This is a genomic window from Streptomyces olivoverticillatus, from assembly GCF_014203555.1.
In the GTDB taxonomy this organism is placed as follows: domain Bacteria; phylum Actinomycetota; class Actinomycetes; order Streptomycetales; family Streptomycetaceae; genus Streptomyces; species Streptomyces olivoverticillatus.
The window spans coordinates 162670-178017 of sequence record NZ_JACHJH010000004.1 but is presented as its reverse complement, the minus strand read 5'-3'; the positions used below and the strand labels follow the sequence as shown (position 1 = coordinate 178017).

Below are 15348 nucleotides of genomic sequence, written 5' to 3'. Positions count from 1 at the left end.
CGCCGGTCAGGGTACGAACCGGTGGTCCTCTTCCACGACGGGGGCCGCCGGGGGCGGCGGCTGCACCCTACGGCGCCTGAGCACGCTGACGTAGGCGCTCAGGCCCAGGGTGCCGACCGCCATCAGGATCAGGCCCGCGAGGTGGACGTTCATGCCGTCGATGCGCCAGTCCACCGCGAAGGTGAGGATCGCGCCCGCGGCGATCAGGCCTATGCACCATCCCATGCCCATGGCAGAACACCTTCCCGTGTGATGGGCCGTCCGTACCGGGCGGGTACCCCCGCGCGGTACGGCCAATCACCGGCGGCGGGCTACCACTTCAGGGCCGCGGCCTCGCTGTCCAGCCAGTACGTGGTCTTGGCGGAGTCGTCCACGTGCAGGGAGCCGCCCGGCACGTCGGCCTGGGACGGGCCGCCCTCGATGGGGTTGCCGTCCGGGTTCTGCCAGGTGACCGCGAGCTTCTTGGCCTCGTGGCCCTTGCCGCCCGAGCCGTCGGCGGCGGAGGCCAGCACCCCGGCGTAGGCGGACTTGCCGGGCGCGAGGGTGATCTTGCCCTGGGGCTTGCTCTCCTCGGTCACGCCGGAGCTGGCCTGGTCCTCGTCGAAGCGGAGGAAGGGGAAGCCGTAGGCCGTGCAGGGGGACTTGGAGGTGTTGGTCGCCACCAGCAGCACGTGGTTGACCGGCGACTTCACGGCCCGCGCCTCGAACTTGACGGCTGCCGGGGTGCAGGCGCCGGCCTTGGCGGAGCTGCCCTCGGTGTCGCTGCCGCCCTCGTCGCCGTCGGCCCCGGCATCGCTGCCCTGGTCGCTCGTCGCGTCGGACGCCTGCGGGTCGGCCGCCGCGGCCTTGTCGTCCTTCTTGCTATCGCTGCTGCTGCCGCAGGCGGTGAGGGTGAGGGCGGCCGCGGCGGTGAAGGCGGCGGCGGTGATCCGCAGGGTGCGGATGGTCATGGTGCTTCCCCCGGTGGGACGTTCGACGGTTCGGATGCTGCGGTGCTGCCGTACGGGCGGTGTGGCGGCACCCTATCCCTCCAGGAAGGCGGTCAGTGCGGAGGCCAGCAGATGCGGGTCGTCCGCACCGCACAGCTCGCGCGCGGAGTGCATGGAGAGGATCGCGACGCCTATGTCCACGGTGGTGATGCCGTGCCGGGCGGCGGTGATGGGACCGATCGTGGTGCCGCAGGGCATCGAGTTGTTCGAGACGAAGTGCTGCCACGGCACGCCCGCGCGCTCGCACGCGGCGGCGAAGACGGCCCGGCCGCTGCCGTCGGTCGCGTAGCGCTGGTTGACGTTGACCTTGAGGATCGGCCCGCCGTTGGGCATCGGGTGGTGGCCCGGCTCGTGGCGCTCGGAGTAGTTGGGGTGCACGGCATGGCCGGTGTCGGAGGACAGGCAGACAGTCCCGGCGAAGGCGCGGGCCTTGTCCTCGTACGAACCGCCGCGGGCGAAGACCGAGCGCTCCAGGACGTTGCCGAGCAGCGGGCCTTCGGCGCCGGTGTCGGACTGGCTGCCGTTTTCCTCGTGGTCGAAGGCGGCGAGCACCGGGATGGACGTGAGCGCGGCGCCCGGCCGGGACGCCGCGATCAGGGCCGCGACACCGGCGTGCACCGACAGCAGGTTGTCCATGCGCGGTCCCGCCAGCAGCTCCTGGTCGCGCCCCAGGTAGGCGGGCGCCTCCACGCTGTGCACCATCAGGTCCCAGCCGCCGATCTCCGCGGCGTCGACGCCGGTCTCCTCGGCGACGAAGCTGATCAGATCGCCCTCGCCGACCTCGCCCAGGCCCCAGATCGGCGTCATGTGGCGCTGCTTGTCCAGCTTGAGCCCGTCCGCGTTGACCCCGCGGTCGAGGTGGATGGCCAGCTGCGGCACGCGCAGCAGCGGCCGGTCGACGTTGACCAGGCGGTGCGAGCCGTCCCGCAGGGTGATCCGGCCGGACAGGCCGAGGTCGCGGTCGAGCCAGGTGTTGAGCAGCGTGCCGCCGTAGATCTCGACGGCCACCTGCCGCCAGCCCTGGGCGCCGGTGTCCGGCAGCGGCTTGACGCGCAGGTTGGGGGAGTCGGTGTGGGCGCCGACGATCCTGAACGGGGTGGCGGCGCTCGCCTCCTCCGGTACGAACCAGGCGATGATCGCGCCGCCGCGCAGGACGTACTTGCCGCCCGCCGAGGCGTCCCAGGCGTCCGTCTCCGCGACCTGGCGGAAGCCCGCCTTCTCCAGCCGCTCGGCGGCCTCCGCCACCGCGTGGTACGGCGAAGGGCTGGCCGCGAGGAAGGTCATCAGGTCGTCGGTGTGGCCGCGGTCGAAGCGGTGCGCAGAGCTCATGGCCTCAGGATAGAGATCAGGGCAAGAGCCGGGCGGTCCTTTCGGTGCCCGGCTCTTGCCCGTCAGACGGTGGTTGCTTAAAGCGGGAGAGGCCTTAGAAGGCGGCCTCGTCCAGCTCCATCAGGGACTGGTCGACGCTCTCGGCGAGGGCGCGCTCGACGGCCAGGGCCGGCAGGACCGTGTGGGCGAAGAACTTCGCCGCCGCGACCTTGCCCGCGTAGAAGGCCTTGTCCTTGGCGGAGGCGGTCGGCAGCTTCTCGGCGGCCACGGCCGCGCCCTTGAGGAGCAGGTAGCCGACGACGACGTCACCGGAGGCCATCAGCAGGCGGGTGGTGTTCAGGCCCACCTTGTAGATGGACTTGACGTCCTTCTCGGTCGCGGCGAGGTCGGTCAGCATCGCGCCGACGATCCCCTCCAGGTCGACCGCGGCCTTCGCCAGCTGCTCGCGGGCCTCGGCCAGCTCCTCGCCGCCCGCGGCCTCGGCCAGGAACTTCTTGATCTCCTCGGAGAGGGTGGTCAGCGCCTGGCCCTGGTCGCGGACGATCTTCCGGAAGAAGAAGTCCTGGCCCTGGATGGCGGTGGTGCCCTCGTAGAGGGTGTCGATCTTGGAGTCCCGGATGTACTGCTCGATCGGGTACTCCTGCAGGTAGCCGGAGCCGCCGAAGATCTGCAGCGACTGGGCCAGCTGCTCGTAGGACTTCTCCGAGCCGTAGCCCTTGACGATGGGCAGCAGCAGGTCGTTGAGGCCGTGCAGGGCCTTGGCGTCCTCGTCCGCGGCCTCCTTGACCAGGATCTCGTCCTGGATCGCGGCCGTGTAGAGGACCAGGGCGCGCATGCCCTCGGCGTACGCCTTCTGCGTCATCAGCGAGCGGCGCACGTCGGGGTGGTGCGTGATGGTGACCTTGGGCGCGGACTTGTCCGTGAAGGCGGCCAGGTCCGGACCCTGCACACGCTCCTTGGCGTACTCCAGGGCGTTGAGGTAGCCCGTGGAGAGGGTGGCGATCGCCTTCGTGCCGACCATCATCCGCGCGAACTCGATGATCATGAACATCTGGCGGATGCCGTCGTGCTTCTCGCCGATGAGCCAGCCCTTGGCGGGGTGCTTGTCGCCGAAGGTCATCTCGCACGTGTTGGAGGCCTTCAGGCCCATCTTGTGCTCGACGTTGGTGGCGTAGACGCCGTTGCGCGCGCCCAGCTCGCCGGTCTCGAAGTCGAACTCGAACTTCGGCACGAGGAAGAGGGAGAGGCCCTTGGTGCCCGGGCCGTGGCCCTCGGGGCGGGCGAGGACGTAGTGGAAGATGTTCTCCGCCATGTCGTGCTCACCCGAGGTGATGAAGCGCTTCACGCCCTCGATGTGCCAGGAGCCGTCCTCCTGCTTGACGGCCTTGGTGCGGCCGGCGCCCACGTCCGAGCCGGCGTCGGGCTCGGTGAGGACCATGGTGGAGCCCCACTGCTTGTCCACCGCGAGCTTGGCGATCTTCTTCTGCTCGTCGGTGCCCTCGGCGTAGAGCACGCCCGCGAAGGCGGGGCCGGAGGAGTACATCCAGATCGCCGGGTTGGAGCCCAGGATCGTCTCGGCGAAGCCCCACAGCAGCGAGCGCGGCGTGGTGGTGCCGCCGATGCCCTCCGGGATGCCCAGGCGCCACCACTCGGCGTCCATGTACGCCTGGTAGCTCTTCTTGAAGGACTCCGGGACGGGAGCGGTGTTGGTCTCCGGGTCGAAGACCGGCGGGTTGCGGTCGGCGTCGACGAAGGAGGCGGCCAGCTCGTTCTCCGAGAGGCGGGCGATCTCCGACAGCACGCTCTTCGCCGTCTCGACGTCCATTTCACCGAACGGGCCGGTGCCGTACAGCTTGTCGCGACCGAGAACCTCGAAGAGGTTGAACTCGATGTCGCGGAGATTCGACTTGTAGTGGCCCATGACAGACGGCTCCGTAGGTGACGGGAGGGCGATCCTCTGTGCGTACCGGTCAGTAAGCTCCATGATGCTACCGGCCGGTAATAAGAAGCAAGACCTGATCGCCCAACTGTGACTCGTTACTCTTCTGGGCATGTACGGCTACGACCAGAACGCGGCACAGCAGGGCTACGCGCCCCCGCAGCAGCCCGGCGGCTACGGCGAACAGCCGCTCTACCCCGAGCCGTCGCCCCCGTCACTGGCCGACGCGGTACGGGCCTTCACCACGGGTTCGATGTCCGCCGAGGACTTCCAGACGGTCTTCTCCGGCTCCAAGGTCTACTGCCCGCGCGGTGAGAACCCGGGCTTCCTGGCCCTGCACAACACCCAGCAGCCGGTGATCCCGATGTTCAGCTCGCTCAAGGAGCTGCGGCGGTACGCGGGCAAGGAGTCGAAGTACTTCGTGATCACCGGCGCGGAGGTGCTCGACCTGCTGCCGACGGGGTACGGCTTCGTCCTCGACATGGAGGGGGATCACCGGATGGTCTTCGACGCGAAGTCGGTGGAGCAGATGGTGGACTTCGCGATGCGGCGGATGTATGGCTAGACGCCATTGCTTCGCAGACGGCTAGACGGCTAGACGGCTAAATGCCGTGGCGCGTCCGGCTCAGCCCGTGGCGCGCCGGTACAGGTGCTCGGCCGCCGCGCCGAAGTACGCGGCGTACGACGTCTCGTCGTCGCCGCCCTCGTCCTTGCCTCCGAGCACGCCCACGAGCGTGCCCAGGCCCGTGGTGGCGTCGACGTCGGCCAGGAACGGGCTGCCGCTCGTGCCGTTCGGCAGGCCCGCGCAGTCGAAGCGCAGCTGTGTGGCGCTCTCGGCCACGGTGGAGTTCTGGCAGCCCACCGTCCGCTCGGCCCCGCTGGGGTAGCCCAGGACGCGCACCGGCTGCCGTGCCGGCGCCCCGAAGCGGATCCGCTCCGCGCCCGTGACGCGCTCGATGGGCCCGGAGCCGTCCACGGGGCGCACGCGCAGGAACGCCACGTCGTGATCCGGGTCGCGGTCCTCGGCCCAGGCGGGGTCGATGTCGACCGCCGTGGGCACCCACACCCCGTAGGGCGCCACCCCGTCGTGGTAGCCGGGCACGAAGGTGATGTCCGTGCGGAAGCCGCCCTGGTGCACGCAGTGCGCGGCGGTGGCGATCAGATCGCCCCGGTCGCTGTGCACGACGCTCGCCGTGCAGCCGTGCCCCACCTCGCCCTGACCGGTGTAGAACAGCGGCCCCACCGCCGGCGAGGAGGGCATGTCGGACGCCACCAGCGGCTTGGACGGGGTCAGCCCGTCGGTGCGGGTGCCGGCGGCGGCGTCCGTCTGCGCGGCCTCCAGGGGCTTGGGCGGTGCCGAGTGCACCACCGACCGCATGGCGTCGGCCGCCGCGTCGCCGGCCCGCGCCGGCTCCTTGTAGTGGCCGGAGGCGTCGCCGTCGGCGAGCAGCCCGTCACTGTCCAGCCCCCGGCCCGCCACCAGCAGTCCGGCGACGGCCAGGGCCAGCACGACGGCGACGAGGGCGGTGTACCCGGCGGGACCGGCACCGGTGGCTTTCAGGCGCATTGATCAAGTGTCCACGATCGGCCGGGGCGCCCCCACACGCGTGATGGGAAGGGAACGGGAATGAAGCGGGAATGAAAGCGGCCTTGCTGGTTGTTCACCCTTCAACTAAATTGGAGGCAGCAGACACCCCGAGGAGGCCGTCATGCCTGCTGTGACCGTCGAAAACCCGCTGAACCTGCCACGCGTGGCCGCCGCCGCGGATGCCCGGCAGCGCCCGGTGCTGCACGTCGGCACCGCGCCGAGCGGCTTCGAGGGCGAGGGCTTCCCGGTCCGCCGGGCCTTCGCGGGGATCAACTACCGCTACCTCGACCCGTTCATCATGATGGACCAGATGGGCGAGGTGGAGTACGCCCCGGGCGAGCCCAAGGGCACCCCCTGGCACCCGCACCGCGGCTTCGAGACCGTCACCTATCTGATCGACGGCACCTTCGTGCACCGTGACTCGCACGGGGGCGGCGGCACGATCAACGGCGGGGACACCCAGTGGATGACCGCCGGGTCCGGACTGCTGCACATCGAGGCGCCCCCGGAGGCGCTCGTCGTCAGCGGCGGGCTCTTCCACGGTCTGCAGCTGTGGGTGAACCTGCCTGCCAAGGACAAGATGATGGCCCCCCGCTACCAGGACATCGGCGGCGGCAAGGTCAAGCTGCTCACCTCGGCCGACGGCGGCGCCCTGCTCCGGCTGATCGCCGGAGAGATCGACGGGCACCGCGGCCCGGGGATCACCCACACGCCCATCACGATGATGCACGTGTCCCTCAGCCCCGGTGCGGAGCTCACCCTCCCCTGGCGCTCCGACTTCAACGCCCTGGCCTACGCGCTCGCCGGGCGCGGCACCGCGGGCGGCGAGGGGCGGCCGTTCCGCACGGGGCAGACCGTGGTCTTCGGCGACGGCGAGTCGCTGACCCTCCGGGCGGACGCCACTCAGGAGTCCCGCAGCCCGGACTTCGAGGTCGTGCTGCTCGGCGGAGCGCCGATCCGCGAGCCGATGGAGCACTACGGCCCGTTCGTGATGAACACGCACGCCGAGCTCGCCCAGGCCTTCGACGACTTCCAGGCGGGCCGCCTGGGACGGATTCCGGCCGACGCCTGAGCGCTCCGCTGGAGGTGTGGTCCTGCCGCTGCGGGCCGGTGGGGGCTGGTCGCGCAGTTCCCCGCGCCCCTTATGGGGCGCCCGCCTGCGCCGCTTCCGCGTGGGAGGCCGACTCGTAGAGCTCGAACCAGATGTTCTTGCCCTCGCCCTCCGGGTCCACGCCCCACCTCCCGGCCAGCAGCTCCATGAGCACCAGGCCGCGCCCGGAGGACGCCATCTCGCCGGGGTGGCGGAGGTGCGGCAGCTCGTCGCTGCCGTCGGAGACGTCCACGCGCAGACAGCGGGTGCCCGGCTCGCCGGATATCTTCGCGACCAGCCGGGCGTCCCCGTCGGTGTGCACGAGCACGTTGGTGACCATCTCGGAGACCATCAGCACCGCCGAGTCCCTCTGGCCCGCGTCCGGCCAGTCGTGCAGGAGGTCCCGCAGCTGCTGCCGGGCCAGTGCGATCCGCTCGGGCTCGGCCTGCGCGACGGTCATCACCGTCCGGCGCACCGGATGCGGCACCGGCGGGGCGCCGGTGACCGCCGCGGCCGGGGCCTCGCGGCGCAGCAGCAGCAGGGCGATGTCGTCCTCGCGCCGGTCGATCAGCGGTCCGGTCGTGTAGTGCGAGGGAGGGCCGTGCACGGCCTGGACGAGCACGTCGGCGAGCTTCTCCAGGCTGCCGTCCACCGCGTCGAGCGGGTGCTCCTCGACGATCCGGCGCAGCCGCTCCCAGCCGGTCTCCAGGTCGTGGCCGCCGGTCTCGATCAGGCCGTCGGTGCAGACCAGCATCGTCTCGCCGGGCTCCAGGACGAGGCGGGTGGTGGGGTAGTCGGCGTCGGGCACGATGCCCAGCGGCAGTCCGCCCGCGGTGGAGCGGACGAGCATGGTGCCGTCGGCCAGCCGGATCGCCGGGTCCGGGTGCCCGGCACGAGCAATGACCAGCAGCCCGCTGCCGGGGCAGACCTCGATGTAGAGGCAGGTGGCGAAGCGCTGCTCGGAGCCTTCGTCGCCGTCCCCGTTGATGCCCGCCAGGAAGCGGGAGGCGCGGGAGAGAACCGCGTCCGGGTGGTGCCCCTCGGAGGCGTACGCGCGCAGTGCGATCCGCAGCTGTCCCATCAGTCCGGCGGCCCGTACGTCGTGGCCCTGGACGTCGCCGATGACCAGGGCCAGCTTCCCGGTGGGCAGCGGGATCATGTCGTACCAGTCGCCGCCGACCTGCAGCCCGCCGCCGGTGGGCACGTAGCGGGCGGCCACCGACAGTCCGGGGATGTCCGGGCGGACGGTCGGCATCATCGTGCGCTGGAGCCCCACGCTCAGCTCGCGCTCCGACTCGTGGACGCTGGCGCGGCCCAGCGCCTGGGCGAGCATCCGGGCCACGGTGGTGAGCACCGAGCGCTCGTCGGGGGTGAAGGAGACCGGGACGCTGAAACCGGCCATCCAGGCGCCGATGGTCCGGCCGGCGTTGATCAGCGGCAGGAATGCCCAGGAGGTGCGGCCGAAGTGGGCCACCCGCCGGTAGGCCTCGGGGAAGCGGCGCCGGTACTCCTCGGGCTGGGGCAGGTAGACCGCGCGGCCGGTCCGGATGACCTCGGCGGCCGGATAGGCGGCGTCCAGCGGCTGGTCGAGGAAGGGGTCCGCCTCGCCGGGGCCGTAGCCGTGGTGGCCGATGACCCGCACCCGGCCCGCCTCCGCGACGAAGACGGCCAGCCCCGAGGGCTCGAACCCCGGCATCGACAGCCTGGCCGCCACCCTCAGCACCTCGGCCGTCGAGCGCGCCTCGGCCAGCGCCCGGCCGGCGTCCAGCAGGAACGCCTCGCGATTGCGGTGCCAGTCGGCCACGACGGGCAGCCGGGTGATCGAGGTGCCCTCCACCAGCGCCTCGGGGGCCTCTTCGACGGTGCCGACCATGAGGTGGCCCTCGGCCCCGGCCGGCTTGGTACGCAGGCGTACGGTCCGCAGCTCCTCGCCCGCCTCGTCCACCACGCGCATCCGCAGCTCGCCGAGCGTGCCCTCGGAGGCGGAGAGGGCGAGCACACCGCGGAATTCCAGCCAGTCGACCGCGTGGAACCGGGCGCGGACGGAGCTCTCGGTCGTCTCCGCGTGCTCGGGCAGGCCCAGCAGCCGCCGGGCCTCGGCGTCGAGGGTGACCGTGCCGCTGGCGTTGTCCCAGGTCCACACGCCCGTCGCCAGGGCGGCCAGCACATGCTCGGTGTGCATTGCCCCACTTTATGCAGGTCTGTCCGGCGGAGACCACTGATGCCGGGTGGGGCAGTACCCTTGCCTGGTGCTGTATGCACGCCGGCCGTACGCCAAACCGGGCCGGCGATCTTCTGCAGCGGCCACTTGCGACCACCGCCCTCGACCACGACTTGGATGAACGATGCATCGGTACCGGTCCCACACCTGCGGCGAGCTCCGTGCGGCTGACGTCGACACCGACGTGCGACTGAGTGGCTGGCTGCACAATCGTCGCGACCTGGGCGGCATCCTCTTCATCGACCTGCGCGACCACCACGGTCTGGTCCAGCTGGTCGCCCGGCCCGGCACCCCGGCCAACGAGGCGCTGAGCCACCTCACCAAGGAGACCGTCGTCCGCGTGGACGGCAAGGTCATGAGCCGCGGCTCGGAGAACGTCAACCCCGACCTGCCCACCGGTGAGATCGAGATCGAGGTCACCGAGGTCGAGGTGCTGGGCACCGCCGAGCAGATCCCCTTCACGATCAACGCCGACGACGGTGTGAACGAGGAGCGCCGGCTCGAGTACCGCTTCCTCGACCTGCGCCGCGAGCGCATGCACCGCAACATCATGCTGCGCTCGGCCGTCATCTCCGCGCTGCGCCAGAAGATGACCGCCCTCGGCTTCAACGAGCTGGCCACCCCGATCCTGTCCGCCACCTCCCCCGAGGGCGCGCGCGACTTCCTGGTGCCCTCCCGTCTGCACGCGGGCAAGTTCTACGCCCTGCCGCAGGCGCCGCAGCAGTTCAAGCAGCTGCTGATGATCGCCGGCTTCGACCGCTACTTCCAGATCGCGCCCTGCTTCCGCGACGAGGACGCCCGCGCCGACCGCTCGCCGGGCGAGTTCTACCAGCTCGACATGGAGATGTCCTTCGTCGAGCAGGAGGACGTCTTCCAGGTCATCGAGAAGGTCATGACCGACCTCTTCGAGGAGTTCGGCAACGGCCGCCACGTCACCTCCCCGTTCCCGCGCATCCCCTTCCGCGAGGCGATGCTCAAGTACGGCTCCGACAAGCCGGACCTGCGCGCCCAGCTGGAGCTCGTGGACGTCTCCGGCGTCTTCGCGGACAGCGGCTTCAAGGCCTTCGCGGGCAAGCACGTGCGCGCGCTGGCCGTGCCGGACACCGCCGGCCAGTCCCGCAAGTTCTTCGACGGCCTGGGCGAGTACGCGGTCGAGCAGGGCGCCAAGGGCCTGGCCTGGGTGCGCGTGGCCGAGGGCGGCGAACTGTCCGGCCCGATCGCGAAGTTCCTCACCGACGAGGACGTCAAGGCCCTCACCGAGGCCCTGGGCCTGGTCCCCGGCCACGCCGTCTTCTTCGGCGCGGGCGAGTTCGACGAGGTCTCCAAGATCATGGGCGCGGTCCGCGTCGAGGCCGCCAAGCGCGCCGGCCACTTCGAGGAGAACGTCTTCCGCTTCTGCTGGATCGTCGACTTCCCGATGTTCGAGAAGGACGAGGAGACCGGCAAGATCGAGTTCTCCCACAACCCCTTCTCCATGCCCCAGGGCGGCCTCGAGGCCCTGAACACCATGGACCCGCTGGACATCCTCGCCTGGCAGTACGACATCGTCTGCAACGGCACCGAGCTGTCCTCCGGCGCCATCCGTAACCACGAGCCCGAGGTCATGTACAGGGCCTTCGAGATCGCCGGTTACTCGAAGGAAGAGGTCGAGAAGGAGTTCGGCGGCATGCTGCGCGCCTTCAAGTTCGGCGCCCCGCCGCACGGCGGCATCGCGCCGGGCGTCGACCGCATCGTGATGCTGCTGGCCGACGAGCCCAACATCCGCGAGACCATCGCCTTCCCGCTCAACGGCAACGCCCAGGACCTCCTGATGGGCGCCCCGAGCGAGGTCGACGACGCCCGCCTCAAGGAGCTCCACCTGAGCATCTACAAGGGCCCGGCCAAGCCGACGCCGTACAAGCCGACGAAGTGATCCGCTAGGCGCACGAGCGTGAGGGCCGGGACCGTGAGGTCCCGGCCCTCACGCGTACGCGCAGGAGCCCGGCCGCCGCCCTCACACGAGCGCCAAGGACAGCGGCGTTCTCGGGCAGCAGCCCGCCGCGTTGTGCACGGCCCGCTGCAGGCGGCCCGGGGTCAGCCGGTGGGACCACAGCACGCACTGCACGCCGTACTCGGAGACGGCCATCAGCTCCGTCTCCCCCAGGTCGTCGGCGACGACCACCAGGGGTGCCCGGCCCGCACGGGCCAGGCGGCGCAGCTCGGCCGGGGCGTCCCGGTCGTGCCGCCCCATCAGCAGGATGTCGACCGCCGGCTGCTCCCTGACGACGCTGACGCCGGGCAGGGTGCGCAATTGCCGGACGATCCGGTGCCGCCCGATCTCGTCGGCGGCGGATACGTTTACGGTGATGCACTTCTGAAACACAGGACAGAGCCTGTCCGTGCGGGCTGAACGAACGATTGCCGAACGATCAACGCGCACAAGCGAAGGGCCCGGAACCGTCTGGTTCCGGGCCCTTCGCTCATGCGGCGGTCAGGCCTGGTCGGCCTCGGCGGCGTCGGCGCCGAAGCGCTCGCGGTACGCGGCCAGGTCCTCTTCGGTGATCTTCGCGAAGAGCACCGGCGGCACGGTGAAGGCCGTGCCCGCCGGGATGAAGGACAGCGAGGCAGCCTCGTCGGCCGTCACCCAGGTCGCACGCTTCCGGTCGGATGCCGTGTCGGCCAGCGCGAAGGCACCGCGCATGGCCGCGGCCGAGGCGGGGATGAACGGCTCGGAGACGATCGAGTAGAGGTGGATGAGGTTCATCGCCGTGCGCAGCGTCAGCGCGGCGGCCTCCGGGTCGGTCTTGATCTCCAGCCAGGGGGCCTTGGTCTCCAGGTAGGAGTTGCCCGCGCTCCACAGCGCGCGCAGCGCCTGCGCGGCCTTGCGGAACTGCATCTCCTCCATGTGCCGCTCGTACTCCGCGAGCAGCTGCGCGACCTGGTGGCCCAGCTCGGTCTCCGCCGCGCCCGCCTCGCTGCCGGCCGGGACCTCGTCGCCGAACCGCTTGCGGGAGAAGGACAGCACGCGGTTGACGAAGTTGCCGAGGACGTCGGCGAGGTCCTTGTTGACCGTGGCGGAGAACAGCTCCCAGGTGAAGGACGTGTCGTCCGACTCGGGGGCGTTGGCCATCATGAAGTAGCGCCAGTAGTCGGCGGGCAGGATCTCCAGCGCGTCGTGCGTGAAGACGCCGCGCTTCTGGGAGGTGGAGAACTTGCCGCCATAGTAGTTGAGCCAGTTGAAGGCCTTGACGTAGTCGACCTTCTTCCACGGCTCACGGGTGCCGAGCTGGGTGGCCGGGAACATCACCGTGTGGAAGGGGACGTTGTCCTTGCCCATGAACTGCGTGTAGCGGACGTCGTCGGCCTCGTACCACCAGGACTTCCAGTCGCGGTTCTCCGGGTCCTGGTCGGCCCACTCCTTGGTCGCGCCGATGTACTCCACGGGGGCGTCGAACCACACGTAGAAGACCTTGCCCTCGGCCGCCAGCTCCGGCCAGGTGTCGGCGGGGACGGGCACGCCCCAGTCGAGGTCGCGGGTGATGGCCCGGTCGTTGAGGCCCTCGGTCAGCCACTTGCGGGCGATGGAGGAGGCCAGGATCGGCCAGTCCTTGCCGTGCTCGTCGATCCACGCCTCGACCTCGCCCTGCAGCTTCGACTGGAGCAGGAAGAGGTGCTTGGTCTCGCGGACCTCCAGCTCGCTGCTGCCGCTGATCGCCGAGCGGGCGTCGATCAGGTCCGTCGGGTCGAGCACGCGGGTGCAGTTCTCGCACTGGTCGCCGCGCGCCTTGTCGTAGGCGCAGTGCGGGCAGGTGCCCACGATGTAGCGGTCGGGCAGGAAGCGGCCGTCGGCGAGCGAGTACACCTGGCGGATGGACCGCTCCTCGATGAACCCGTTCTTCTGCAGCTGCCGCGCGAAGTGCTGGGTGATGTCGCGGTTCTCGGGCGAGGAGCTGCGGCCGAAGTAGTCGAAGGAGAGCGCGAAGCCGTCGTAGATGGCCTTCTGCGCGTCGTGCTGCTGGGAGCAGAAGGCGTCGACGGGCAGGCCGAGCTCCTTGGCGCCCAGTTCGGCGGGCGTGCCGTGCTCGTCGGTGGCGCAGATGAACAGCGTCTCGCGACCGGTCTGGCGCAGGTAGCGGGCGTAGACGTCGGCCGGGAGCATGGACCCCACCATGTTGCCCAGGTGCTTGATCCCGTTGATGTAGGGAAGGGCGCTGGTGATGAGGTGTCGAGCCATTTCCGGCTGCTCCCTGGTCGCGTTCGCTATGGGTTACGTGCACCTTTAGCGTATCCGAGGGCCAAGGGGGGAACCGCGCTGCTTTTATGACGGCCTCGTCAATGTCTGCGCCCTCATGTTCACCGCCGCATCCACGCCCGCCAGGGTCTGATGATCACTTCGCGGTAGGTGTGGTGCGTGGGATTGCGCCCGGCGTGGGTGAACGTCCAGTTCTGCGCGACTCCGTAGTCCTCCCAGGTAGGTGAGGTCTCCCCGCACACCGCGCACTTCATGGCGTAGGTGATCGGCTCCGCGTCGGGCTCCTTGTCCGGCTGCAGCGTCCAGGTGCCGAAGAGGAAGACGGTCCGTGCGGTCACGGCCGCCACCCGCTCGCGGCCTCCGTCTCCGCCTCCTCTGCCGCCTGCGCCTCGGCCGCGGGGCGGGCGTGCTCGGGCGGGCAGTTCCACTCCAGGCCGCCCCGCGGCGGTCGTAGCTGTACGTAACCGGCGTGGTGGTCCATGACTTGGCCGAGGCGGCCGGTGCGGGTGTCGACGGCATAGCTGCCGAGCCTGGGAACAGCGGGTACCGAGGGGGGAATGTCGTTGCTCACGTCTTAACGATGCCCACTCAGACGCGACCTGATCACCCGCCGCTCGATTACGCAGAGTTGCATCTGGACGCCTGCGCCAACTCCGTACAGGCGGGCGAGGGTGGACGGCGAAGAGGCCGCCCCGGGCATCGGGGCGGCCTCTTCGGTGTGGTTCGGCGGGGCGGCTGCGCTAGTCGACGATCCCGGCGGCGCGGGCCTCGGCGAGCCACTCGGGGAACTCGACCATGAGTTCCTTGTAGAGCTCCTCGTCGGCGAGCAGCCGCGGCTCCTTGCCGGCGTGGAAGAAGCCCGCGTTGTCGACGACCCGCTTGTCCGGGACGGGCAGCTCGTCGAGCTTGCGGAGGAAGTCGAAGCCCTTGCCCTCCGGGTCGCCGAAGCCGACGAACTGCCAGAAGATCGGCAGCTTGGCGGCCTCGCAGAGCGCCTTTTCGGCGGCGGGCTTGCTGTAGGGGGCGCCGTCGGTCTGGAAGATGACGAAGGCGGGGTCGGTGGCGCCGGAGTTCTTGTAGTGGTCGACGACGGCGTTGATGGCCCAGTGGTAATTGGTGCGCCCCATGTGCCCGTAGGACTCGTGGAGCTCCTGGATGCGTCCTTCATAGGCGTCGAGGCCGAGTTCGGCGGTGCCGTCGACGTCGGTGGAGAAGAAGACGACGGGGACGACGCCGTCGTCGTCGAGGTTGGCCGCGAGGCCCAGGGCCTGCTCGGCCAGGTGCTGGACCGTGCCGTCCTTGTAGTACGGGCGCATCGAGCCGGAGCGGTCGAGCACCAGGTAGACGGCGGCGCGCTGCCCGGCCAGGCCCTGCTTGGCCAGCGAGGCGCCCGCCGACTTGTACAGGCTCACCAGCGCCGGGGCGCTCCCCTGCACCTTCTCCAGGCTGACGGCCGGGGCGGGGGCGGCCATGGCCGGTGCGGGCTCCGGGTCCGGGCCCGGGGCGGGCTCGGGGACGGGGTCGGGGCCCGGCTCGGGGACCGGCTCCGGCTCGGGGACCGGCTTGGGCTTGGGCATCGGTGTCGGTGCCGGCTCGGGCTCAGGGACCGGTTCGGGGCGCGGCGAGGGGGGTGAGGGGATGGGGCCGAGCGGGCCGGGGTCGGGGATGCGCTCGCCGATGCGCTCCTCGCTGCCGGGGGTCGGCTGGGCGGGGACGGTCACGGCGGCCTTGGCCGGTTCGGCGGTGCCGTCGGGCCCCGCATTCTGCTGTGGCAGGCCTGGTTCGTCGCGCCCGGTGGCTGTCCTGGACCGGCCGAACGCGTTCCGCAGCAGACTCCGAATGCCCATGGGGAGAGGTCCTTCATGTATCTCGGGTGCGAGTGAAATGTCCGTGGTGCGGGGAAAAGTCCCCGGGCCTGACGCTACGTAAGGCTATAGCTGTCAAGTCCTGTCCAGTACGTT

General features: G+C 70.5%; 14 protein-coding genes. 3 read left to right on the top strand and 11 right to left on the bottom strand.

All coding sequences use genetic code 11. From position 1 onward, the window contains the following. Positions 1–6: 6 nt before the first annotated feature. The 4 genes from FHS39_RS14950 to FHS39_RS14935 form a co-directional block, all read right to left on the bottom strand. On the bottom strand, positions 7–231 hold the full coding sequence (locus FHS39_RS14950) for a hypothetical protein (protein ID WP_184349837.1): 225 nt from the start codon (positions 229–231) through the stop codon (positions 7–9). Between the two features lie 80 nt (positions 232–311). Next, positions 312–950 carry a DUF4232 domain-containing protein gene (locus FHS39_RS14945; RefSeq protein ID WP_184349836.1) on the bottom strand — a complete coding sequence of 213 codons (639 nt, stop codon included), beginning with the start codon at positions 948–950 and terminating at the stop codon, positions 312–314. A 72-nt stretch (positions 951–1022) separates the two neighbouring features. Next, on the bottom strand, positions 1023–2318 hold the full coding sequence (locus FHS39_RS14940; protein ID WP_045932973.1) for a M18 family aminopeptidase: 1296 nt from the start codon (positions 2316–2318) through the stop codon (positions 1023–1025). Positions 2319–2412: 94 nt separating this feature from the next. Continuing rightward, complete coding sequence (locus FHS39_RS14935; RefSeq protein WP_045932972.1) at positions 2413–4239, bottom strand: acyl-CoA dehydrogenase; 1827 nt, start codon at positions 4237–4239, stop codon at positions 2413–2415. 130 nt (positions 4240–4369) lie between these two features. Between FHS39_RS14935 and FHS39_RS14930 the strand changes: the two genes are divergently transcribed. Further along, positions 4370–4822, top strand: a complete 453-nt coding sequence (locus tag FHS39_RS14930; protein ID WP_045932971.1) for an SseB family protein — start codon at positions 4370–4372, stop codon at positions 4820–4822. Positions 4823–4882: 60 nt separating this feature from the next. On the opposite strand, the gene FHS39_RS14925 is transcribed toward FHS39_RS14930, so the two are convergent. Continuing rightward, complete coding sequence (locus FHS39_RS14925) at positions 4883–5824, bottom strand: trypsin-like serine peptidase (RefSeq protein ID WP_184349835.1); 942 nt, start codon at positions 5822–5824, stop codon at positions 4883–4885. A 142-nt stretch (positions 5825–5966) separates the two neighbouring features. Here FHS39_RS14925 and FHS39_RS14920 point away from each other — a divergent pair, with 142 nt between their 5' ends. After that, complete coding sequence (locus FHS39_RS14920) at positions 5967–6917, top strand: pirin family protein (RefSeq protein ID WP_045932970.1); 951 nt, start codon at positions 5967–5969, stop codon at positions 6915–6917. Positions 6918–6987: 70 nt separating this feature from the next. Here the strand turns inward: FHS39_RS14920 and FHS39_RS14915 are convergent, their stop codons facing one another. Next, on the bottom strand, positions 6988–9117 hold the full coding sequence (locus FHS39_RS14915) for an ATP-binding SpoIIE family protein phosphatase (RefSeq protein WP_184349834.1): 2130 nt from the start codon (positions 9115–9117) through the stop codon (positions 6988–6990). A 163-nt stretch (positions 9118–9280) separates the two neighbouring features. Between FHS39_RS14915 and aspS the strand changes: the two genes are divergently transcribed. After that, positions 9281–11068, top strand: a complete 1788-nt coding sequence (gene aspS / locus FHS39_RS14910; protein ID WP_184349833.1) for an aspartate--tRNA ligase — start codon at positions 9281–9283, stop codon at positions 11066–11068. Positions 11069–11149: 81 nt separating this feature from the next. Here aspS and FHS39_RS14905 read toward each other — a convergent pair whose 3' ends face one another. The 5 genes from FHS39_RS14905 to FHS39_RS14885 all read right to left on the bottom strand — a co-directional run bounded on the left by FHS39_RS14905 (position 11150) and on the right by FHS39_RS14885 (position 15234). Further along, the gene (locus tag FHS39_RS14905) at positions 11150–11518 is read right to left on the bottom strand and encodes a DNA-binding response regulator (protein ID WP_184349832.1); all 369 of its coding nucleotides are present in this window, start codon (positions 11516–11518) and stop codon (positions 11150–11152) included. 108 nt (positions 11519–11626) lie between these two features. After that, complete coding sequence (gene metG, locus FHS39_RS14900; protein WP_184349831.1) at positions 11627–13369, bottom strand: methionine--tRNA ligase; 1743 nt, start codon at positions 13367–13369, stop codon at positions 11627–11629. Positions 13370–13488: 119 nt separating this feature from the next. Beyond that, positions 13489–13725: a DUF7848 domain-containing protein gene (locus FHS39_RS14895; protein WP_343069586.1), complete on the bottom strand. Its 237-nt coding sequence runs from the start codon at positions 13723–13725 to the stop codon at positions 13489–13491. After that, positions 13722–13958, bottom strand: coding sequence for a hypothetical protein (locus FHS39_RS14890; protein ID WP_221462783.1), 237 nt, complete (start codon positions 13956–13958; stop codon positions 13722–13724). Before FHS39_RS14890 ends, FHS39_RS14895 begins: the two co-directional genes overlap by 4 nt. A gap of 169 nt (positions 13959–14127) precedes the next feature. Then, positions 14128–15234, bottom strand: coding sequence for a vWA domain-containing protein (locus FHS39_RS14885; RefSeq protein ID WP_184349829.1), 1107 nt, complete (start codon positions 15232–15234; stop codon positions 14128–14130). Positions 15235–15348: the final 114 nt, after the last annotated feature.